Source organism: Paenirhodobacter sp., from assembly GCF_047600745.1.
In the GTDB taxonomy this organism is placed as follows: Bacteria; Pseudomonadota; Alphaproteobacteria; order Rhodobacterales; family Rhodobacteraceae; genus Rhodobacter.
In genome coordinates, this window is the sequence record NZ_JASGKI010000001.1 from 575114 (window position 1) to 596577 (window position 21464).

The window sequence follows — 21464 nt, forward strand, 5'->3', positions numbered from 1 at the left end:
ATGCGATGAGTGGACAGGATGCCTTCACCCCCGAGGAATGGGCGCGGATCATCGCATCGCCGATGCTGGTCGGCATGGCGGTGACGGCGGCCGACCCCGGCGGGCTGTTCAGCGCCTTTCAGGAGAGCGCGGCGGTTGCCGGGGCGATCGCGGAGGGCCGTGACGCCGGAAACGGCCTGATCGCGGCGGTCTCCGGCGGCTATGCCAGCCCCGACAACCGTGCCGCGTTGATGGAGAGCATCCGCACCGCCATCGGCCCCGCGACGGCACCCGCCGATGTGGTCGCCGCCTGCGAAACGGAACTGGGCCGGATCGCGGGGATCGTCCGGGCCAAGGCGGAGCCCGATGCGCCTGCCTTCGCGGACTGGCTGCTGGGCATCGCGCGGAGCGTGGCCGAGGCGGGCAAGGAAGGCGGCTTCCTGGGCTTTGGCGGCGTCGCCGTCAGCGCCGCCGAAACCGCGACGCTCGAAAGACTGCGCCAGACGCTTACCGCCTGACGAGGCCGCCGTGCGACCAAAGGCCGCTTGCCGCCCGCGCGGCAGGCGCCTAAACGGGCGCAAAGCGACAGGAGAGCCCATGGCGCGCAGAGCACAAGCCCCGATCGACCGCCCGACATCGAAACGCATCGGCGCGCTGCGGGGGCTTGCCCCGTTCATCCGGCCCTATCGCGCGATGGCGACGGCGGCGCTTCTGGCGCTGGCGCTCACGGCGTCGATCAGCCTGATCCTGCCGATCGCGGTGCGCCGCGTCGTCGACGGGTTCCAGCAGGGCGGCGGGCTGCTCGACTATTACTTCGAGGCGGCGCTGATCATCGCGGCGGCGCTCGCGGTGGGCACCGGCGCGCGCTACTGGCTGGTGACGCGGTTCGGCGAACGCGTCGTGGCCGACATCCGCAAGGCGGTGTTCGACCGGGTGATCGCGATGTCGCCCGCATTTTTCGAGCGGATCCTGACCGGGGAAATCATCTCCCGCATCACCACGGACACCACGCTGATCCTGTCGGTGATCGGCTCTTCGGTCTCGGTCGCGCTGCGCAACCTGATGATCTTGCTGGGCGGCATGGTGATGCTGCTGTTCACCTCGGCCAAGCTGACGGCGCTGGTGCTTTTGCTGGTGCCGCTGGTGGTGGTGCCGATCGTGGTGATGGGGCGGCGGCTGCGCGGGCTGAGCCGGGAAAATCAGGACTGGATCGCGGCTTCTTCGGGCGCGGCATCGGAGGCGCTGCTTTCCGCGCAGACGGTGCAGGCCTTTACCCATGAACCGCTGACCCGGCGCAAGTTCGACGAGGTGACGGAGAAAAGTTTCGTCTCCGCGCAGAAGCGGATCACCACCCGCGCCTTCATGACGATGATCGTGATCTTCCTGGCCTTCGCCGGGGTGGTCGGCGTGCTCTGGGTCGGCGCGCGGGATGTGCGCGAGGGCGCAATGTCGGTGGGCGAGCTGGTGCAGTTCGTGATCTATGCCGTCATGGTCGCCGGGGCCGCCGGGGCGCTGTCGGAGATCTGGGGCGAGTTGCAACGCGCGGCGGGCGCGACCGAACGGCTGGTGGAGCTTCTGGGGGCCGAGGACACGATCCGCGATCCGGACCATCCCCTGCCGCTGCCGATGCCCGCGAAGGGCGCGATCCGGTTCGAGGATGTCAGCTTCCACTACCCGTCGCGTCCCGATGCGTCGGCGCTGCGCGACGTGACGCTGGAGATTCCGCCCGGCGAGACGGTTGCGCTGGTCGGTCCCTCGGGCGCCGGCAAGACCACGGTGATCCAGTTGATCCAGCGGTTCTGGGATCCGGAGAGCGGGACGGTTTCGATCGACGGCCATGACCTGCGTTCTCTCGCGCGGGCCGATTTCCGCAAGGCGATCGCGCTCGTGCCACAAGATCCGGTGATCTTTGCCGCAACGGCGCGGGAGAACATCCGCTTCGGCCGCCCGGAGGCGAGCGACGCCGATGTCGAACTGGCCGCCCGTGCCGCCCATGCGCATGACTTCCTGACCGCCCTGCCCGAGGGCTACGACACCTATGTCGGCGAGCGCGGCGTGATGCTGTCGGGCGGGCAGAAGCAGCGGATCGCCATCGCCCGGGCGATCCTGCGCGACGCGCCGATCCTACTGCTGGACGAGGCGACATCGGCGCTGGATGCGGCCTCGGAACGCGAGGTGCAGGCGGCGGTCGACCGGTTGTCGGTCGGGCGCACCACAGTCATCGTCGCGCACCGGCTGGCCACGGTGAAGCGCGCGCATCGGATCGTGGTGTTCGACGCCGGGCGGATCGTCGCGCAGGGCACGCATGAGGAACTGGTGGCGCAGGGCGGGCTTTATGCCGAACTGGCGCGGTTGCAGTTTACCGATGGGAAAGGCGTCTGAGTTTTCCCTCTGTTTTCCCGATCCGTTCCGGGGCATGCTTCCGCCGGAGGAACGCCAGCAGAAAGGAGACTGCCATGGGTCTGTGGAACTTTGTGAAGGACGCCGGGAAATCGCTGTTCGGCTCCAAGGCCGAGGCCGCCGAGGCACCGAAGGAAGAGGTGCTGAAATCCGAGCTGAAGGGCCTTGGCCTGAACACCGACGGGATCGACCTGAAGGTCGAGGGCGACAAGGTTACCGTTTCCGGCAAGGCGGTCGATGCGGCGACGAAGGAAAAGATCATCCTCGCGGTCGGCAATGTGGATGGCGTCGCCAATGTCGAGACCGACCACGATGACGACACCACCGAGGCGGTGTTCCACACGGTGGCGAAGGGCGACACGCTTTCGGCCATCGCAAAGAAATATCTGGGCAATGCCAACCGCTTCAACGAGATCTTCGAGGCCAACAAGCCGATGCTGACCCATCCGGACAAGATCTATCCCGGGCAGGTGCTGCGGATTCCGGGCGGCAAGGCCTGATCCGCTTGCCCGAACGTCATGCGGTTGTGACGTGACGTTCGGGTCAACTCGATCTTGCCGAGGACGGGCTGAGTCCTTCATGCTCGTCCTGTGCGCCGGGGAGGACGGGGCACGGTGGAGGGAACCATGCCGGATGTTTTCGCAACCGTCGCCGACCGCGACCGTGTTGAACACGAAATGCCGTGGGACAGCCGTGACCGGGCGACCACGATCTATGAATTTGTCAGCCGCGCCGCAGCGCGCCACGGACCGCGGCCAGCGCTGTCGTTCCAACTGACCTCCGGGCCCACGGATCCGGCGGTCACGCTGAACTGGAACGATCTGCACGGGCGGGTGACGCAGGCGGCCAACCTGCTGCGCAGCCTGGGGGTGGGCGAAGGCGATACCGTCGCCTATATGCTGCCGAACTGCCTTGAAACGGCGGTCGTGCTGCTGGCGGGGGCAACGGCGGGGATCGTCAATCCGGTCAACCCGCTGCTGGAACCCGAACAGATCGCCGCCATCCTGCGCGAGACGAAGGCGAAGGTTCTGGTCACACTGAAGGCTTTCCCGAAGACCGACATCGCGCAGAAGGCCGCGCTGGCGGTGGCACAGGCGCCGGGGGTTCAGGCGGTGCTGGAGGTGGATCTGAACGCCTATCTGCCCCCGCCGAAACGCTGGATCGTGCCCTTCATCCGGCCAAAGGTTCCGACGCGGCATCAGGCGAAAGTGCTGGATTTCGCCCGCGAATGCGCGCGCCAGCCGCGCGCCCTGACATTCCCGGACAGCACGGGCGACCGCGTGGCGGCCTATTTCCACACCGGCGGCACGACCGGCATGCCGAAGGTCGCGCAGCACAAATATTCCGGCATGATCTACAACGGCTGGCTGGGCGGAACGCTGCTGTTCAGCGAGAACGACGTGCTGATCTGCCCGCTGCCGCTGTTCCATGTCTTTGCCGCCTATCCGATCCTGATGTCGGCGATCCAGTCGGGGGCGCATGTGGTGATGCCCACGCCCGCGGGCTATCGCGGCGAAGGGGTGTTCGACAATTTCTGGAAGCTGATCGACCGGTGGAAGGTGACCTTCCTGATCACCGTTCCCACGGCGATTTCCGCGCTGATGCAGCGGCCGGTGAATGCGGATATCTCGTCGCTGCGGACCGCCATTTCGGGCTCGGCGCCGCTGCCGGTGGAGCTCTACAACCGCTTCCACGAGGCGACCGGGGTCGAGATCTGCGAGGGCTACGGCCTGACCGAGGCGACCTGTCTCGTCTCCGTCAACCCACCCGACGGGGTAAAGAAGGTGGGCTCGGTGGGCATCCCGCTGCCCTATACCCATGTCCGCATCCTGCGCCGGGTGGATGGCCAGTGGCTGGAATGCGCGACCGACGAGGTGGGCGAGATCTGCATCGCCAATCCCGGCGTGTTCGAGGGCTCAACCTATACCGAGCGCGACAAGAACCACGACCTGTTCGCCGAGGACCGCTTCCTGCGCACCGGCGATCTGGGGCGGCTGGATGCCGACGGCTACCTGTGGATCACCGGGCGGGCCAAGGATCTGATCATCCGGGGCGGCCACAACATCGACCCCGCCGAGATCGAGGAGGCCCTGCTGCGTCACCCCGCCGTGGCCTTCGCGGGCGCGATCGGCCAGCCGGACGGCTTTGCCGGGGAACTGCCCTGCGCCTATGTCGAACTGGTCGCCGGGGCGCAGGTGAGCGCCGAAGACCTGATGGCCTTTGCCGCCGATGCCATCCACGAACGCGCCGCCGTGCCGAAGGTGATCGAGATCCTGCCCGAACTGCCGAAGACCGCCATCGGCAAGGTGTTCAAGCCCGACCTGCGCAAGCGGGCCATCACCCGCGTGCTGAACGCGACCCTTGCGGCGGCGGGCCTGCCGGCGCAGGTGGTTTCCGTGACCGAGGACCGCAAGCGCGGGCTGGTCGCCAGCATTTCGGGCGCCGACGAGGCGCAACTGCGCGCGGTGCTTGGCGCCTTTACCGTGCCCTGGGATCGGGTCGGCTGATCATGCCCCCTTGACGGAAAGGCCGCGCCGCGCCACATGCGGCGCAGCTTTTTTCGTGGACCCGGATGCGCGAACCCTAGCCCTGCCTCCCTGCCCTTTCACAGGACTTGCGGAGGCATCATGACACCTTTGGAATTTTCTTCCGGCGATCTGATCGCCGACCGGCGTGCGGATTACGCCGAGGGGTTGCTGGCGGCGGGCGATCCGCAGGCGGCGGCGGATCTGTATGCGCAGGCGCTGGAGGTTTCTCCCGGCTGGGCGGTGGGCTGGTATCGGCTGGGGGAAATTCGGGCCGATCATGGCCTGCCCGGAGCCGAGGAGGCGCTGGCCGAGGCGCTGCGCCGCGACCCGGCCGATACGATGGGCGCGGGGCCGAAGCTCGACCTGCTGCGCGGCAAGGTGGCGGCCCTGCCCCCGGCCTTCGTCGAGGCGCTGTTCGACCAGTATGCCGGGCGGTTCGAGGACTCGCTGGTCGGCGCGCTCGGGTATCGCGCGCCGCAGCGGCTACGGGCCGGGCTGCCCGGGCGGTTCGGGCGCGCCCTGGATCTCGGCTGCGGAACCGGGCTGATGGGGGCGGAACTGCGCCCTGCGGTGGATTGGCTCGAAGGCTGGGACATTTCCGCCGAGATGCTGCGCGAGGCCGGGGCGAAGGGGATCTATGACCGGCTGGAGAAACGCGACCTGTCGGCCCCGCCCGCCTGTGCCGGAGCCTGGGATCTGATCACGGCGGCGGATGTGTTTTCCTATCTGGGCGCGTTGGAAGGGATCATCGGCTGGGCGGCGGTGGCGCTGCGCCCGGCGGGACGGCTGGCCTTCACCGTCGAGCGGCACGACGGCACGGGCTATGTCCTGCGCGACAGCCGCCGCTATGCCCATTCCGAGGTCTATGTTCGAAAACTGCTGGCCGACCACGGTTTCGCCGCCGATTTCGACCGTGCGATGTTGCGAATGGACAGGGGCGCGCCGATCGAAGCGCTGTTCGTTCAGGCCCGGCGCGAAGCCCCCCGCCCATAGGGCGAGGGGCAGAAGATCAGCGGCTGAACTTCTTGTACTTCACCCGCTTCGGTTCCAGCGCATCCGGGCCGAGGCGGCGCATCTTGTCCGCTTCGTAATCCTCGAAGTTGCCCTCGAAATACTCGACATGGGCATCGCCCTCGAAGGCCAGGATATGGGTGCAGAGCCGGTCGAGGAAGAAACGGTCGTGCGAGATGATGATCGCGCAGCCCGCGAAATCCTCGATCGCCGCTTCCAGCGCCTGAAGCGTTTCGACGTCCAGGTCGTTCGTCGGTTCGTCGAGCAGCAGCACGTTGCCGCCGGATTTCAGCAGCTTCGCCATATGCACGCGGTTGCGTTCCCCGCCCGAAAGCAGACCGACCTTCTTCTGCTGGTCCGAGCCCTTGAAGTTGAACGCACCGACATAGCTGCGCGAATTCACCGTCGCCTCGCCAAGCTGGATCAGCTCCGCCCCGCCGGAGATTTCCTCCCAGACGTTCTTCGCATCATCCAGCGCATCGCGCGACTGGTCGACATAGGCCAGCTTCACGGTTTCGCCGATGGTGACGGTGCCCGTGTCGGGTTGCTCCTGCCCGGTGATCATCTTGAACAGCGTCGATTTCCCGGCGCCGTTCGGGCCGATCACGCCGACGATGGCGCCCGGCGGGATCGACAGCGACAGGTTCTCGATCAGCTGCTTGTCGCCATAATGCTTGGAGATGCCTTCGAGTTCGATCACCTTGCCGCCAAGGCGCGGGCCATTCGGAATGATGATCTGCGCAGTGCCGACGCGTTCCTTCTCCGACTGGTCCGCCATCTTTTCATAGGCCGCGATCCGGGCCTTCGACTTCGCCTGACGGGCCTTGGCGCCGGCGCGGATCCATTCGAGTTCCTTGGCCATGACCTTCTGCTTGGCCTTGTCCTCGCGGGCTTCCTGCTCCAGCCGCTTCGCCTTCTGTTCCAGCCAGGCGGAGTAGTTGCCCTCGTAGGGGATGCCACGGCCGCGTTCCAGTTCCAGGATCCACGAGGTGATGTCATCCAGGAAGTAACGGTCGTGGGTCACGATCAGGATCGTGCCCTTGTATTCGATCAGGTGCTTTTGCAGCCAGGCGATGGTTTCCGCATCGAGGTGGTTCGTCGGTTCGTCAAGCAGCAGCATGTCCGGCGCTTCGAGCAGCAGCTTGCACAGCGCGACCCGGCGCCGTTCGCCGCCCGACAGCGTTTCGACATCCGCGTCATCGGGCGGGCAGCGCAGCGCTTCCATCGCAATGTCGACCTGATTGTCCAGATCCCACAGGTTTTCCGAATCAATCTCGTCCTGAAGCCGCGCCATTTCATCGGCGGTTTCGTCCGAATAGTTCATCGCAAGCTCGTTGTAGCGGTCGAGCTTCGCCTGCTTCGCCGCCACGCCGCACATCACGTTGCCGCGCACGTTCAGCGCCGGGTCGAGTTCCGGCTCCTGCGAGAGATAGCCGACCTTGGCATCCTTCGCGGCCCAGGCCTCACCCTGAAAATCCTTGTCGATCCCCGCCATGATCTTCAGCAGCGTCGATTTACCGGCACCGTTGACGCCGACGACGCCGATCTTCACGCCGGGAAGGAAGTTCAGGCGGATGTTCTCAAAGCACTTCTTGCCGCCGGGATAGGTCTTCGACACCCCATCCATGTGATAGACATACTGATACGAGGCCATTGGGGCACCTTTCGCGGGATTTGCGGATCTCCCGCTAGATAAGGGAAATACCGGCACGAGGAAAGGGGCGCCGCCTCTTCCGCTGCCCGGAGGACACCCGGATTTCAATGATCCGATATGTGCGAATTCGCACATTTATGTGGTCACATTCCGTCATTTTCTTTCCAATCGCGCAGAACTATCTGTGTCTCACGCAAGGCGGAACACCCGCCGAGACGGAACAAGTTACTGATAATACAAAGAAATGGAGACTTTCCATGAAACGCAATCTGGGTATCGCCGCTGTCGTCCTGGCTCTGAGCGCTGGTGTTGCTTCGGCGAGCGAAGTGAACCCCGGCCTGCAACAGATCGCCAACCAGCTTGGCGTTGACGCCGGGGCCTACAGCGCGTCGGAACTGGTGCAACTGCTCAACGCCGACGACGATTTCGTCTATAACAACCTGCTCAACCGGGTTGGCGCTTCGGCGAATACGGTGTCGCAAGGGCGCGAACAGCTCGCCGCGCAAGCCGGGGTGAATGCCGCCGATTACACCACGGCTGAAATCATCCGGATCCGTGATGCGCAACGGAAGGGCGACCTGCAAGCCGTGAGCTTCTACATCAACCATGAGAACCGCAACACGGTGAACTTGCCGGTGGTGCGCATGGGCAGGGACTCGTGATCACACCGATCACCACAAGCAGAGCGGCGGCCTTCAGGGCCGCCGTTCTCGTTACAGCCGCAAACCGCATCCACAGCCAGCCTGAGCGCCTCCGCCAAAAGCTGATCGGATCAGGCTCTTCCCTGCCTTGACCTGACGCGGTGGCGCTGTTGAAGATTTCAGCCGACCACGCCCCCCGGCAAATCAACTCGTCCCGGCGAAAAGGCCGGGCGCACACAGGTTCCCGGTTTTGTGCGACCGACACGTCGGCAGAGCGAACACCACCTCCATCGGCATATCCAGATGCACCCGACGGATACATGGGATGGCGCTTGCCACGCCCCATTGCGCAGCCACTCCGAGTATCAGGAGAAGGCGACACTGCCCCGATGGCCCGCCTGACAGGCGGGGCCGGACCCCTGCCGCGGATCAACGTCCCCACCATCTTTGACGCCAGGCGCGTGCCGCATCAAAGATGCGCACAACCAGCCTGAAGCACAAAAACAGCCCGAAAAACAATGATTTGATTATTTGGTGGACCCGGAGCAATTCGAACGCCCGACCCTCAAATTCGTAGTCTGATGCTCTATCCAGCTGAGCTACGGGTCCACTGTGGGGGCGATGTACCCCCTGGGCCGGGGGTTGGCAAGAGCAAAATTGCTTTGCGATGAACGGAATTGAAAATTGCGTCCGGCTCCGGGAAAATCGAAACCGGGCTGCGGGCACCCTGCTCCTTTCGCGGCACGGAATTCACGGCCGGACGTACCGGAACCCGCGCGGCACAAAGCGGAACGTGAGCGTCGCGGCATGATGGCCTCCGATGCGGGCCGCGCCGCCCGGAGACCGGGACCATGGGGCGGATCATCCCCGGACCAAGGCGTTTCGGCGCCAAACCCGGTAGGTTATCGCTAACGTGCAGAGCTTCCTATGCTTGGCAGACGAAATGTTTGGCGATATGGAAACAAAACGCATTGAAAGGTATTCGCTTGGCCCGTCCTCCCGCCGATTCCCGCCGCCCATTGACCTTGCGCGACGTCTCCGAAGCCTCGGGCGTTTCAGAGATGACGGTCAGCCGGGTGTTGCGCAATCGGGGCGATGTGTCTGATTCGACCCGCGAAAAGGTGCTCGAAGCGGCGCGCAGGCTGGGCTATGTGCCGAACAAGATCGCGGGGGCGCTGGCGTCGCAGCGCGTGAATCTGGTCGGCGTGGTGATCCCCTCCCTGTCGAATCTGGTCTTCCCCGAGGTTCTGACCGGGATTTCCGAGGAGCTGGACGACACCGGGCTGCAACCCGTGATCGGCGTCACCGGCTATTCCAGCGCGAAGGAGGAGACCGTCCTTTACGAAATGCTGTCCTGGCGGCCCTCGGGGATGATTGTTGCCGGGATCGAGCATTCCGAAGCGTCCCGCGCGATCCTGAGGAATGCGGGCGTGCCGGTCGTCGAGATCATGGATGTGGACGGCGAAGGGGTGGATTCGGTCGTCGGGATCTCGCATCTGCGGGCGGGGCGGACCATGGCGGCGGCGATCATCGCGGCGGGCTATCGCCGGATCGGCTTTCTGGGCACCAAGATGCCGGACGATCACCGGGCGCGCAAACGGCTGGAAGGCTTCACCGCGGGGCTCGCCGAGGCGGGCCTGACCCTTGCCGATACCGAATTCTATCAGGGCGGCTCCGCGCTGCTGAAGGGGCGGGAGATGACGCAGGCCATCCTGTCGCGCACGCCGGACATCGACTTTCTCTATTATTCCAATGACATGATCGGCGCGGGCGGGCTGCTGTGGTGCCTTGAGAACGGCTATGACGTGCCGGGCAGGCTCGGGCTGGCCGGGTTCAACGGTGTCGATCTGCTGGACGGTCTGCCGCGGCGCCTCGCCACGATGGATTCGTGCCGGCGCGAGATCGGCCGCAAGGCCGCGGCGATCATCGCCGGGCGCTCGCAACCGGGCAGCGAGGTCATCGAACTTGCCCCCGTGCTGCAATATGGCGACACGATCCGCCGGGTCTAACGCCGCGCGCTCCAGCTCGCCGAGGCATGCTGCCGGGTGTAGAATTCCCCCATCAGCCCGATCATCAGCACCGCGAGCCCGAAATACAGCGGATACTGCCAGTTCGAGAAATGCGGGTTGTAGTTGATGAAGGCAAAGCCCCGCGCCTGGTCGATGGTATGGAACAGCGGGTTCCAGTCAAACAATATCAGGGTCTTGTGCGGCAGGTAATTGGCCAGGAACATCTTGCCCGAGGTGATCATGTTGGTCCGGGCATAGACCTGCTGCACCAGACCGACCGTGCCCGGCGCCCAAGGTTTCATCGCCAGAAACAGCACCCCGAACGCGACGCCGGTGAACCACGACAGCATCAGCATCCCCAGCGTGCCGGCCCAGTCGTGGATCGTGATCGGCGTGAAGGCCACATGGTAGACATAAAGCACCACCATCGCCGACAGCACCTGTAGATACAGCGCGCCCAGTGCCGAGGATGCGATCGCGATTGCCGTGGTCATCGGCGCGTGTTTCATCATCGCGGAGGTCGGGCTTTCCGAACCGAAGACCGCCCCCATCGCGCGGGTATGCGTCATGAACAGAAAGATCCCGGTCATGATGTAGACGACGAAATCGCCGCGCACCGTCCCGCGCCGCATGCCGAGGATGTTCATCAGCGCGTAGAAGGAGACGATCAGCAGCACCGTCTGAAAGATATTGCGCAACAGGCCAAGCACCGCATTGCCCTGCGACCGGCGGATATTGCGCACCGTGGCGTGATAGACCAGCCCGAGCACGCCAAGCGCCGAGCCGAGGGTCGTGGTGCTTTGTTGCCGCGTGAACATGCGGTTCTCCACTCCGAGGGTTCTGCCCTTCTCGCACGGATGGGTTGCCGTTCCGTTGACGGCGGATCATAAGTTCGGGGTCCGATCATGGCAATCGACAGTCCGACGGAGGAACCCATGGATTATGACCGCCTCGTCACCGTGATGCGCAGGCTGGCGCTGGAGGCCGGGGACCGGATCCTTCAGGTTTATCACGCGCCCGATTTCGAGGTCCGCTCGAAATCCGACGCTTCGCCGGTGACCGAGGCCGACGAGGCCGCCGATGCCCTGATCTCCGAAGGTCTGGCCGAGGCCTTCCCGCCGGTTCCGTTGGTGACCGAGGAACAGGCCGAAACGCACACCCAGCATGTCAGCACCTTCCTGATCGTCGATCCGCTCGACGGGACCAAGGAATTCGTGCAGCGGCGCGGCGATTTCACCGTCAACATCGCCTATGTCGAGGACGGCGTTCCGGTGCGCGGCGTGGTCTATGCCCCGGCGAAGGGGCGGCTGTTCTATACGCTGGCCGATGGCCGTTCGGTCGAGGAGACCGGCCCCTTCGACAAGGAAGCCCCCGGCCCGCTGGTGCCGCTGTCCGTCTCCATCCCCGACAACCGCGCGCTGCTGGTGGTGGCCTCGAAATCGCACCGCGATCAGGCGACGGACGATTACATCGCGCGCTATGCGGTGCGCGACATGACCTCGGCCGGGTCTTCGCTGAAATTCTGTCTGGTCGCGGCGGGGGAGGCGGATCTGTATCCGCGCCTTGGCCGGACGATGGAATGGGATACCGCCGCGGGCGATGCCGTCCTGCGCGGCGCGGGGGGCCGGATGGTGCGGTTCGACGACCATGCGCCCTTCACTTACGGCAAGCCCGGTTTCGAAAACCCCTTCTTCATCGCCTATGCTCCCGGCGTTCTTCTGGTGAAATGATGTCCGTTCTGATCGTGATCCCCGCCCGCTATGCCTCGACCCGCTATCCGGCGAAGCCGCTGGTGGCGCTGAAGGGCGCGACCGGCGAGGCGAAGACCCTGATCCGTCGTAGCTGGGAGGCCGCCTGTGCCGTGCGGGGCGTGGATCGCGTCGTGGTGGCGACCGACGACGACCGCATCCGTGCCGAGGCCGAGGGCTTCGGCGCCGAGGTGGTGATGACCTCGGCCGATTGCGCCAATGGCACGGAGCGCTGCGCCGAGGCGATGGCGCAACTGGGCGGCTATGAGATCGTCGTGAACCTGCAAGGCGATGCGCCGCTGACCCCCGCCTGGTTCGTCGAGGATCTGGTCGCCGGGCTGCGCGCGCATCCCTGGGCGGAACTGGCGACGCCGGTGCTGCGCTGCGAAGGCGCGATGCTCGACAGTCTGCGCGAGGACCGCGCGCAGGGCCGGGTCGGCGGCACGACCGCCGTTTTCGGCGCGCAGAACCGGGCGCTGTATTTCTCCAAGGAAGTCATCCCCTATACCGGCAGGGGCTATGGCGCGACCGAACCCACGCCGGTGTTCCACCATGTCGGCGTCTATGCCTACCGCCCCGAGACGCTGGCCGCCTATCCGGGCTGGCCGGCGGGGCCGCTCGAAGGGCTGGAGGGGCTGGAGCAGCTGCGGTTCCTGGAAAACCACCGCCCCGTTCTGTGTGTCGAGGTCGAGGCCCGCGGGCGGCAGTTCTGGGAACTGAACAACCCCACCGATGTGCCGAAGATCGAGGCGATGATGGCGGAAATGGGCCTCGCCTGACCGAGGGCGTTTCGCGCGCAGAGCCGCGCCCTTCCGGATGGCGGGGAGGTTTCGCGGAAACCAATTGCTCATCATCTCGCGCTACGCTGTCCCCCGGACAAGGGGACAGGCCGAGATGACACCTGACGGACAGGCCGAATTGCGGCAGGCACGGGCGGCGCTCAGACCGCTGTTTCTGGCGGTGATCCTGTTTTCCGCCTTCGTGAACCTGCTGATGCTCACCGGGCCGCTGTTCATGCTACAGGTCTATGACCGTGTACTGGGCAGCGGGTCGGAGGCGACCTTGCTCGCGCTGTTCCTGCTGGTGGCCTTTCTATATGGCGCGATGGCGGTGCTGGATGTGGTGCGCGGTCAGATCATGTCGCGTGCCGGGGCCCGGTTTCAGGCCGCGCTGGACCGGCGGGTCTTTGACGCCGCGCTGCGCCGCACCGATGATCCCGCCGCAGAGCGGGATCTGGATCTGCTGCGGCAGTTCATCGCCTCTCCGGTGCTGCTCGCCCTCATCGACCTGCCCTGGACACCGCTTTTCGTGCTGGGGATCTTCCTGTTCCATCCGCTGATGGGCGGGCTTGCGGTGGCCGGAGGGGCGGGCCTGCTGGCGCTCGCCATCGCGAATCAGATGACCACCGCGCGCAAACGGGCCGAGGCCGCGCGCGCCGGTATCGCCACCGACCGGCTCGCGGCGCAGTTCCGGGCCGACGCGGAACCCCTCGGTGCGCTCGGCATGCGCAAGGCGGCACATGACCGATGGGAGGCCGCGCGGCGGCGGATGCTCGACCAAGCGGTCGCGGCGGGCGATCTGGGGGCGGCGTTCGGCGCCACCACGAAAACGCTGCGACAGTTCCTGCAATCGGCGATGCTCGCGCTTGGCGCCTGGCTGGTGCTGCGCCATGAGGTGACTTCGGGGGCGATGATCGCCGGTTCGGTGCTGCTTGGCCGCGCGCTGGCGCCCATTGAAACGCTTGTCGGGCAGTGGAGCCTGCTGCAATCCGCCCGCCTCGCCTGGACCCGGCTGGCCCATCTGCTCGGCGCCGCGCCGGAGCGGCCGAAACGCATGGCGCTGAACCGCCCCGCCGCGCGGCTTGAGGTGCAGGATCTGGTCCTCGCCGCGCCGGGCAAGCGGGTGCCGGTGCTGCAACGGATCGCCTTTTCGGTCGCGCCCGGGCAGGCGGTCGGCGTGATCGGGGCCTCCGCCGCGGGGAAGACCGCGCTCGCCCGTGCGCTGGCGGGCATCTGGCCCCCCGCCGCGGGGACGATCCGCCTGGATGGCGTGGCGATCGACCAATATGGCGAAGATGTTCTGGGCGGGCTGCTCGGCTACCTGCCGCAGCAGGTCCGCCTGTTCGACGGCACCGTGGCCGAAAATATCGCCCGGCTTTCCCCCGATCCGGATCCGCAGGCGGTGCTGCGCGCGGCCCGGCGGGCGGGTGTGCATGAGATGATCCTGCGCCTGCCGGACGGCTATGACACCCGGATCACCGCAGAGGGCGGACAGCTTTCAGGCGGGCAGATCCAGCGGATCGGCCTTGCGCGCGCCTTTTTCGGCGATCCGGTGATGCTGATTCTGGACGAGCCGAATGCGAACCTCGACAATGACGGCTGCATGGCCGTGAACCGCGCGATCCGCGACATCAAGGCGGCGGGCGGAATCGCCTTGATCATGGCCCACCGCCCCGCCGCATTGCAGGAATGCGACCTGCTGCTGATGCTCGACAGTGGGCGGCAGGTGGCTTTCGGCCCGCGCGACGAGGTGTTGCGCAGCCGGGTCCGCAACAGTCCGCAGATCATGCTTGCCGCGCACGCCGGAGGCGGCGCATGACCCGTTCCGCAAAGGGGCCGGTGACGATCGGCCTTGCCATGATCGCGGTTCTGCTGCTCGGCTTCGGCGGCTGGGGCGCCTATGCGCCGATCGACGGGGCCGTGGTCACCTCGGGCCGGGTCGAGGTGCAGAATCAGCGCCAGATCCTCCAGCACCTCGATGGCGGGATGGTCGCGGCGCTCTTCGTCAAGGAAGGCGATCTGGTGCAGGAGGGGCAGCCGCTCCTGCTGTTCGACGGCGCCACGCTGCGCGCCGAAAGCGCGATGGCGGATGCACAATATTACGAGATCCTCGCCCGCAGCGACCGGCTCGAAGCGGAACGCGACGGGCGGGAGGCCATGGTCTTCCGCCCCGATCTGACCGCGCGCGGCGCGCAGGAGGCTTCGGTCGCCGCGCTGATGCAGGGGCAGCGCGACCTGTTCGCGGCCCGCGCACAAACGCTCGCGGGGCAGCGCGGACAGTTGGGCGAGCGCATCGCGCAGATCGAGAGCCAGCTTGTGGGCCTTGATGCGCAGGCCGCGGCGCTGGAACGGCAACGCCTGCTGATCGGCCGCGAGGTGCGGGACAAGCGCAGCCTGCTCGACCGTGGACTGGCACAGGCCTCCGCGGTGATGACGCTCGACCGGGAGGCCGCGCGGCTCGAAGGCGAACGCGGCGCGCTGATCGCCCGGGCGGCGGAGGCGCGGGGCCGGATCGTGGAAACCCGGCTTGAGATCCTCAACCTCGATGCCCGGCGCCGCGAGGATGCCTCTGCCGAACTGCGCGACCTGAATGTGCAGGAACTGCAACTGGCCGAGAAACGCGCGGCGCTGGCCGAGAAGATCGCGCGCCTCGAACTGAAGGCGCCGGTGAGCGGCGTGGTCTACGGACTGACGGTGCCGGGGCCGCATGCGGTGGTGCGCGCGGCGGAAACGGTGGGCTATCTCGTCCCGCAGGACCGGCCTCTGGTCGTCGTCGCGCGGATCGCCCCGGGGGATGTCGACAACGTTCATCCGGCGCAGGAGGCGAAGCTGCGGTTCACCGCCTTCTCCGCCCGCACCACGCCGGAGCTGCGCGGCCATGTGGTGCAGCTTCTCGGCGGATGCGTTCGAGGATGCGCAGTCGCGACAAAGCTATTTCCGGGCCGAAGTGGCGATCGACCCCGACGACCTGCCCGGGCTCGGCGCGCCGCTGCTGCCCGGCATGCAGGTGGAGGTGATGCTGGCCACCGGCGCGCGCCCGGCGCTGAGCTATCTGCTGAAGCCGGTGTCCGACTATTTCACCCGCGCCTTCCGGGAAAGCTGACGACAGCGCGGCACCCGCCGCAATGCCCTCCCTCAGGGCGGTCCTGTCGGAGTGCCGGCACGTCCCGGGATGAACTTTCGGGTATTTCTGTCCACAGTCGGATGCCGGGATCTTCCCTTTTCGCCCCGGAGTGTTTTCATAGGGGCAAAGAGGATCCCATGCCCGACCTGTTCGACAGCCCCAAACCCGATCATGCCGAGGCGCCGCGGCCGCTGGCGGACCGTATCCGGCCGCAGGCCCTGTCCGAGGTGATCGGCCAGGAAAAGGTGCTGGGGCCGGAGGGGCCGCTGGGCGCGATGCTGGCGGCGGGGTCGCTGTCCTCGGTGATTCTCTGGGGCCCGCCCGGGGTCGGCAAGACCACCATCGCGCGGCTTCTGGCCCATGCCACCGACCGCCATTTCGTGCAGATCTCCGCGATCTTCAGCGGTGTTCCAGAACTGCGCAAAGTGTTCGAGGCGGCGAAGCTGCGCCGCGATCAGGGCCGCGGCACGCTGCTTTTCGTCGATGAAATCCACCGCTTCAACAAGGCGCAGCAGGACAGTTTCCTGCCCTGGATGGAAGACGGCACGATCCTTCTGGTCGGCGCCACGACGGAAAACCCGTCCTTTGAACTCAACGCCGCCGTGCTCAGCCGCGCGCAGGTGGTGGTGCTGGAACGGCTCACCCTCGCCGATCTGGAACGCCTCGCGCAGCGCGCGGAACAGGCGCTCGGCCGGGCGCTGCCGCTGAAGGGTCCGGCGCGGGAGGCGCTGCTGGAGATGGCGGATGGCGACGGGCGCGCGCTGCTGAACCTGATCGAACAGGTGATGGCGTGGAAGGTCGCGCAGCCGCTTGATGCGCAGGCGCTCGGCCAACGGCTGGCCCGGCGCGCGGCGAAATACGACAAATCGGGGGATGAACATTACAACCTGATCTCGGCGCTGCATAAATCGGTGCGCGGCTCGGATCCGGATGCGGCGCTCTACTGGTTCGCGCGGATGCTGGAGGGGGGCGAGGATCCGCGGTTCCTCGCCCGGCGGCTGGTGCGGATGTCGGTCGAGGATATCGGCCTCGCCGATCCGCAGGCACAGACACAGACGCTGCATGCCTGGGAGGTCTATGAGCGGCTGGGCTCGCCCGAGGGGGAACTGGCGCTGGCGCAGGCGGTGATCTATCTCGCGCTCGCGCCGAAATCCAATGCGGGCTATATCGCCTACAAGGGCGCGCGGGCGCTGGCGAAGAAAACCGGATCGGAGCCGCCGCCGAAGCATATCCTGAACGCCCCCACCCGGCTGATGGAGGAACAGGGCTATGGCGCGGGCTATGCCTATGACCACGACGCCGAGGACGGGTTTTCCGGCCAGAACTATTTCCCCGACGGCATCAAACGCCCGGTGCTTTATGCCCCCGTGGAGCGCGGCTTCGAGCGCGACCTGAAGAAACGTGTCGACTGGTTCGCGAAGCTGCGCGAGAAGCGCAACGGTTGACATTCCCCCGGTCAGGGGGTCAGTGGCGCCGAAAAGGAGAGGCGGATGTTCCTCACGGCAATGCAGGTCGCCCTGGGCGGCGCGATGGGCGCGGTGACGCGGTATCTGGTGGGTGTGGGCGTGCTGCGGGCCTTCGGGCCACAGCCGATGCCGCTCGGCGTGCTGCTGATCAACATCACCGGGTCGCTTCTGATGGGGATGCTGGTGACCTTTCTGGGGCTGAAGGAACTGACCCATTGGAACGCCTTTCTGGCGACGGGGATTCTGGGCGGCTACACCACGTTTTCGTCGTTTTCGCTGGAAACCTGGACGCTGATCGAGCGCGGGGATCTCGGGCTGGCGGCGGCCTATGTGGTCCTGTCGGTGGCGGTGTCGCTGATCGCGCTGATCGCGGGGGTTCATCTGATGCGGTGGGGGATGGCATGAGCGTTCAGCTGATCCGGGTGACCGAGGCCGAGGGCGAACAGCGCCTCGACCGCTGGTTGAAGAAGCGGTTTCCGCAGCTCAGCCAGATCATGGTCGAAAAGATGTGCCGCAAGGGCGAATTGCGCGTCGATGGCGGCCGGGTGAAGGCCAACACCCGCGTCGCGCCCGGGCAGGAGGTGCGCGTGCCGCCGCTTCCCGCCGCGCAGCCGCGCCGCGAGGAAGGCCCCCGGATTTCCGACACCGACGCCGAGATGATCCAGTCCTGCGTGCTGTGGAAGGACGAGCATATCATCGCGCTCGACAAGCCGCCGGGCCTGCCGTCGCAGGGCGGCTCGGGTCAGGGTGACCGGCATGTGGACGGGCTGCTCGACGCGCTGCGCTTCGGCTACAAGGACCGGCCGAAGATGGTCCACCGGCTGGACAAGGATACCTCGGGCGTGCTGCTGATCGCGCGGACGGACCGGATCGCGCGGGCGCTGTCCGAAGCGTTCCGGCTGAAGACCACGCGCAAGATCTATTGGGCCGCCGTGGCGGGCGTGCCGAACCCGAAGATGGGCACGGTGCGCTATGGCCTGATGAAGGCGCCGGGGCATGGCCGGGGCGGCGAGGGCGAAAAGATGGTCTGCATCCATCCCGCGAAGATCAGCGCCCATCCCGATGCGAAACGCGCGACGACGGATTATGCCGTGCTCGACGCGCTCGGCACGCGCTGCGCCTGGGTCGCGCTGGTGCCGATCACCGGGCGGACGCATCAGTTGCGGGCACATATGGCGGAACTGGGCCATCCGATCGTGGGCGATGGCAAATATGGCGGCTCCGGGCAGGAGAACCTGGGCGATGGCTGGGGCGCGCAATTGGGTGGCGAAATCAGCCGCAAGCTGCACCTGCACGCCCGCCAGATCAGCTTTGACCATCCGATCACGAAGAAGCGCATCACCGTGACGGCCCCCCTGCCCTCCCACATGAAGCGGACGTGGAAGACAGTCGGCTGGCACGAGAACGATGTCCCCGCCGATCCGTTCGAGGAGATCGAATGAAGCTCGCGATCTTCGACGTCGACGGCACGATTTCCGACAGTCAGGCGCATATCGTCGCCTCGGTCGCGCATGGGTTCACCGAGGTCGGCCTTGCGGTGCCCGCGCGCGACGCGATCCTGTCGATCGTCGGCCTGTCCCTGCCCGAGGCGATGGCGCGGCTGGCGCCGGAGGCCAGCGCCGAACAGCGCGCCGCGATCGTCGAAGGCTACAAGGCCAGCTATCAGCTCGAACGCCTGCGCCAGCCCGCGCCGCTTTATCCCGGCGCGGTGGAGGTGATCGACCGGCTGGCGGGGCGGGCGGAAATGCTGCTCGGCATCGCGACCGGCAAATCGCGCCGCGGGCTGGATGCGCTATGTGCCCATCACGGCATCGGCGGCTATTTCATCACCCGGCAGGTTTCGGACAACCATCCGTCGAAACCGCATCCCGCGATGGTCGAGGCCGCGCTGGCCGAAGCCGGAGTGGATGCGCGCGACGCGGTGATGATCGGCGACACCACCTATGACATCGACATGGGCCGCGCGGCGGGCGTGGCGACCATCGGCGTAAGCTGGGGCTACCACCCGGTCAGTGCGCTGCGCGACGCCGGGGCGGGAACCATCGTCGACACATTCGATGCGCTCGAACGCGCGGTGCTGGAGGTTCTGGGATGAGTGTCTGGGCGCCGAAACGGTTCTGGAAGCAATCCACGGTGACCGAGGCAGATGGCGGCTATGGCATCGCGCTGGACGGTCGCCCGGTGAAGACCCCGGCGAAGGCGCCGCTGATCGTGCCAACCCGCGCGCTGGCCGAGGCATTGGCCGCCGAATGGGATGCGCAGCAGGACACCGTGCGCCCCGAAACCATGCCCGCGACCCGCGCCGCCAATGCGGCGATCGACAAGGTGCGGCCGCAGCGGGCGGAGGTCGCCGAACTGATCGCGGCCTATGGCGGCACCGATCTGCTGTGCTACCGCGCCGAGCGTCCGGCGGAACTGATCGCGCTTCAGGCCGAGGGCTGGGATCCGCTGCTCGACTGGTTCGAAGGGGCGTTCGGCGTCCGGCTGGTGGTGACGGAGGGCGTTGTGCCGGTGGCGCAGCCCGAGGGTCTGGCGGCGGTGGCGGCCCATGTCGGCGGGCTCGACGAATGGCAATTGTCGGCGCTCCACGATCTGGTCGGGCTGACCGGATCGCTGGTTCTGGGGCTCGCGGTGGCAGCGGGGCGGCTGACGGCGGAGGACGCCTGGACCCTTTCGCGCATCGACGAGGACTGGCAATCCGCACAATGGGGCGCGGACGAAGAGGCGCAGGAACATGCCGCGCTGCGGCGGGCCGCGCTGCTGGATGCAGGCCGGTTCTGGACCCTGCGCCACACCGGCTGAAGCGATCAAATTTTACGCCGGGATCGCCCGGATGCCTATCCAGAGGGCAATGCGGGCGGATTTTCCGGCACGTCAGCCTTGACCTGACCGTAAGGATTTGCCCAAACTCAGGATATTGGGAACACCAGACCCAACAACATCCAGACCCCGACAGGGGCACCACGGCTGCCTTCGGGCGGAAACTCAGGAAGAGGTAGAAATGAAGACATCGGTATTCTTCGGCACGCTGGTGGCGGCCGGTCTCGGCGCCGGTTTCGCATCCGCCGGGACGCTGGACGACGTTAAGGCCCGCGGCGTGCTGAACTGTGGCGTGAACACCGGCCTCGTCGGCTTTGCCGCGCCGGATGCGAACGGCAACTGGTCGGGCTTCGACGTGGCGCTGTGCAAGGCGGTCGCGGCCGCCGTCCTCGGCGATCCGGCAAAGGTGAAATACGTCCCCACCACCGGCCAGACCCGCTTCACCGCGCTGGCCTCGGGCGAGGTGGATCTGCTGGTGCGCAACACCACCTGGACCTTCTCGCGCGATACCGACCTGAAGATGGATTTCCCGGCGATCAACTATTACGACGGTCAGGGTTTCATGGTCCACAAGGGATCGGGCATCACCTCGGCGAAACAGCTCGACGGCGCCTCGATCTGCATCCAGACCGGCACCACGACGGAACTCAACCTCGCCGACTACTTCAAGGCGAACGGCATGAGCTACCAGCCGATCGCGATCGACTCGAACGCAGAGGGCGAACAGCAGTACATCGCCGGGGCCTGCGACGCCTATACCACGGATGCCTCGGGCCTCGCCTCGACCCGCGCGGCCTTCGCCGATCCGCAGGACCATATCATCCTGCCGGAAATCATCTCCAAGGAACCGCTCGGGCCGGCCGTGCGCCATGGCGACAGCCAGTGGAAGGATATCGTCGGCTGGACCTTCTATGCGCTGGTCGCGGCGGAGGAATACGGCGTCACCGCGGCCAATGTCGATGAGATGGCCAAGGGCGTGGAAAACCCGGAAATCAACCGCCTGCTGGGCGTCGAGGGCGAGTTGGGCAAGATGACCGGCCTCGACAACGACTGGGCGATCAAGGCGATCAAGGCCGGCGGCAACTACGGCGAGATCTTCGCCGCCACTATCGGCAAATCGACCCCGATCGGGCTGGCGCGCGGGCTGAACGCCCAATGGACCCAGGGCGGGCTGCTCTACGCACCGCCGTTCCGCTGATCCATCCGGGGCGCCGCCGCAGGCGCCCCCTCCAACGATATGACCTGTCCAGAGATGACACGCGATAACCGGGCCTGAACCCGGACGCCGGACAGGAACAGGGGAAA

General features: G+C 66.5%; 18 protein-coding genes, 1 tRNA gene and 1 pseudogene. 17 read left to right on the forward strand and 3 right to left on the reverse strand.

Annotated elements, in window-relative coordinates:
* Positions 1-5 precede the first annotated feature (5 nt).
* From QM789_RS03060 to QM789_RS03080, 5 genes are all read left to right on the forward strand, one after another.
* Positions 6-497, forward strand: a complete 492-nt coding sequence (locus tag QM789_RS03060) for a hypothetical protein (RefSeq protein ID WP_420350490.1) — start codon at positions 6-8, stop codon at positions 495-497.
* 79 nt (positions 498-576) lie between these two features.
* A complete protein-coding gene (locus QM789_RS03065) occupies positions 577-2361 on the forward strand; it encodes an ABC transporter transmembrane domain-containing protein (protein WP_420350491.1) in 1785 nt (594 codons plus the stop codon).
* Positions 2362-2435: 74 nt separating this feature from the next.
* The gene (gene lysM / locus QM789_RS03070; protein WP_420350492.1) at positions 2436-2879 is read left to right on the forward strand and encodes a peptidoglycan-binding protein LysM; all 444 of its coding nucleotides are present in this window, start codon (positions 2436-2438) and stop codon (positions 2877-2879) included.
* A 126-nt stretch (positions 2880-3005) separates the two neighbouring features.
* On the forward strand, positions 3006-4886 hold the full coding sequence (locus QM789_RS03075) for an acyl-CoA synthetase (protein ID WP_420350493.1): 1881 nt from the start codon (positions 3006-3008) through the stop codon (positions 4884-4886).
* Between the two features lie 120 nt (positions 4887-5006).
* Complete coding sequence (locus QM789_RS03080) at positions 5007-5900, forward strand: methyltransferase domain-containing protein (protein ID WP_420350494.1); 894 nt, start codon at positions 5007-5009, stop codon at positions 5898-5900.
* Positions 5901-5916: 16 nt separating this feature from the next.
* Here the strand turns inward: QM789_RS03080 and ettA are convergent, their stop codons facing one another.
* Entirely contained in the window at positions 5917-7572 is a 1656-nt protein-coding gene (gene ettA, locus QM789_RS03085) for an energy-dependent translational throttle protein EttA (RefSeq protein ID WP_420350495.1), read from the reverse strand.
* A gap of 257 nt (positions 7573-7829) precedes the next feature.
* Here ettA and QM789_RS03090 point away from each other — a divergent pair, with 257 nt between their 5' ends.
* On the forward strand, positions 7830-8234 hold the full coding sequence (locus QM789_RS03090; RefSeq protein WP_420350496.1) for a hypothetical protein: 405 nt from the start codon (positions 7830-7832) through the stop codon (positions 8232-8234).
* Between the two features lie 511 nt (positions 8235-8745).
* Here the strand turns inward: QM789_RS03090 and QM789_RS03095 are convergent.
* Positions 8746-8822, reverse strand: a tRNA-Arg gene (locus QM789_RS03095).
* 377 nt (positions 8823-9199) lie between these two features.
* Here QM789_RS03095 and QM789_RS03100 point away from each other — a divergent pair.
* The gene (locus QM789_RS03100; protein ID WP_420350497.1) at positions 9200-10222 is read left to right on the forward strand and encodes a LacI family DNA-binding transcriptional regulator; all 1023 of its coding nucleotides are present in this window, start codon (positions 9200-9202) and stop codon (positions 10220-10222) included.
* On the opposite strand, the gene QM789_RS03105 is transcribed toward QM789_RS03100, so the two are convergent.
* A complete protein-coding gene (locus QM789_RS03105; protein WP_420350498.1) occupies positions 10219-11040 on the reverse strand; it encodes an ABC transporter permease in 822 nt (273 codons plus the stop codon). The genes QM789_RS03100 and QM789_RS03105 overlap by 4 nt on opposite strands.
* 117 nt (positions 11041-11157) lie before the next feature.
* On the opposite strand from QM789_RS03105, the gene cysQ reads away from it, so the two are divergent.
* The 10 genes and pseudogenes from cysQ to QM789_RS03155 all read left to right on the forward strand — a co-directional run bounded on the left by cysQ (position 11158) and on the right by QM789_RS03155 (position 21357).
* Entirely contained in the window at positions 11158-11952 is a 795-nt protein-coding gene (gene cysQ, locus QM789_RS03110) for a 3'(2'),5'-bisphosphate nucleotidase CysQ (RefSeq protein WP_420350499.1), read from the forward strand.
* Positions 11952-12749, forward strand: coding sequence for a 3-deoxy-manno-octulosonate cytidylyltransferase (locus QM789_RS03115; RefSeq protein ID WP_420350500.1), 798 nt, complete (start codon positions 11952-11954; stop codon positions 12747-12749). The genes cysQ and QM789_RS03115 overlap by 1 nt, the downstream gene beginning before the upstream one ends.
* 115 nt (positions 12750-12864) lie before the next feature.
* The gene (locus QM789_RS03120) at positions 12865-14568 is read left to right on the forward strand and encodes a type I secretion system permease/ATPase (RefSeq protein WP_420350501.1); all 1704 of its coding nucleotides are present in this window, start codon (positions 12865-12867) and stop codon (positions 14566-14568) included.
* Positions 14569-14606: 38 nt separating this feature from the next.
* A pseudogene (locus tag QM789_RS03125) lies at positions 14607-15578 on the forward strand (HlyD family type I secretion periplasmic adaptor subunit); the annotation flags it as partial.
* Positions 15579-16010: 432 nt separating this feature from the next.
* Positions 16011-17318 (forward strand): replication-associated recombination protein A, encoded by a 1308-nt coding sequence (locus QM789_RS03130; RefSeq protein ID WP_420350750.1) that lies wholly within the window; start codon positions 16011-16013, stop codon positions 17316-17318.
* A gap of 45 nt (positions 17319-17363) precedes the next feature.
* Positions 17364-17744 (forward strand): fluoride efflux transporter CrcB, encoded by a 381-nt coding sequence (crcB, locus tag QM789_RS03135; RefSeq protein WP_420350502.1) that lies wholly within the window; start codon positions 17364-17366, stop codon positions 17742-17744.
* Entirely contained in the window at positions 17741-18781 is a 1041-nt protein-coding gene (locus tag QM789_RS03140; RefSeq protein WP_420350503.1) for an RluA family pseudouridine synthase, read from the forward strand. Before crcB ends, QM789_RS03140 begins: the two co-directional genes overlap by 4 nt.
* On the forward strand, positions 18778-19434 hold the full coding sequence (locus QM789_RS03145; protein ID WP_420350504.1) for an HAD-IA family hydrolase: 657 nt from the start codon (positions 18778-18780) through the stop codon (positions 19432-19434). The genes QM789_RS03140 and QM789_RS03145 overlap by 4 nt, the downstream gene beginning before the upstream one ends.
* On the forward strand, positions 19431-20141 hold the full coding sequence (locus QM789_RS03150; protein ID WP_420350505.1) for an ATP12 family chaperone protein: 711 nt from the start codon (positions 19431-19433) through the stop codon (positions 20139-20141). Before QM789_RS03145 ends, QM789_RS03150 begins: the two co-directional genes overlap by 4 nt.
* A gap of 199 nt (positions 20142-20340) precedes the next feature.
* Positions 20341-21357, forward strand: a complete 1017-nt coding sequence (locus tag QM789_RS03155; protein ID WP_420350506.1) for an amino acid ABC transporter substrate-binding protein — start codon at positions 20341-20343, stop codon at positions 21355-21357.
* Positions 21358-21464: the final 107 nt, after the last annotated feature.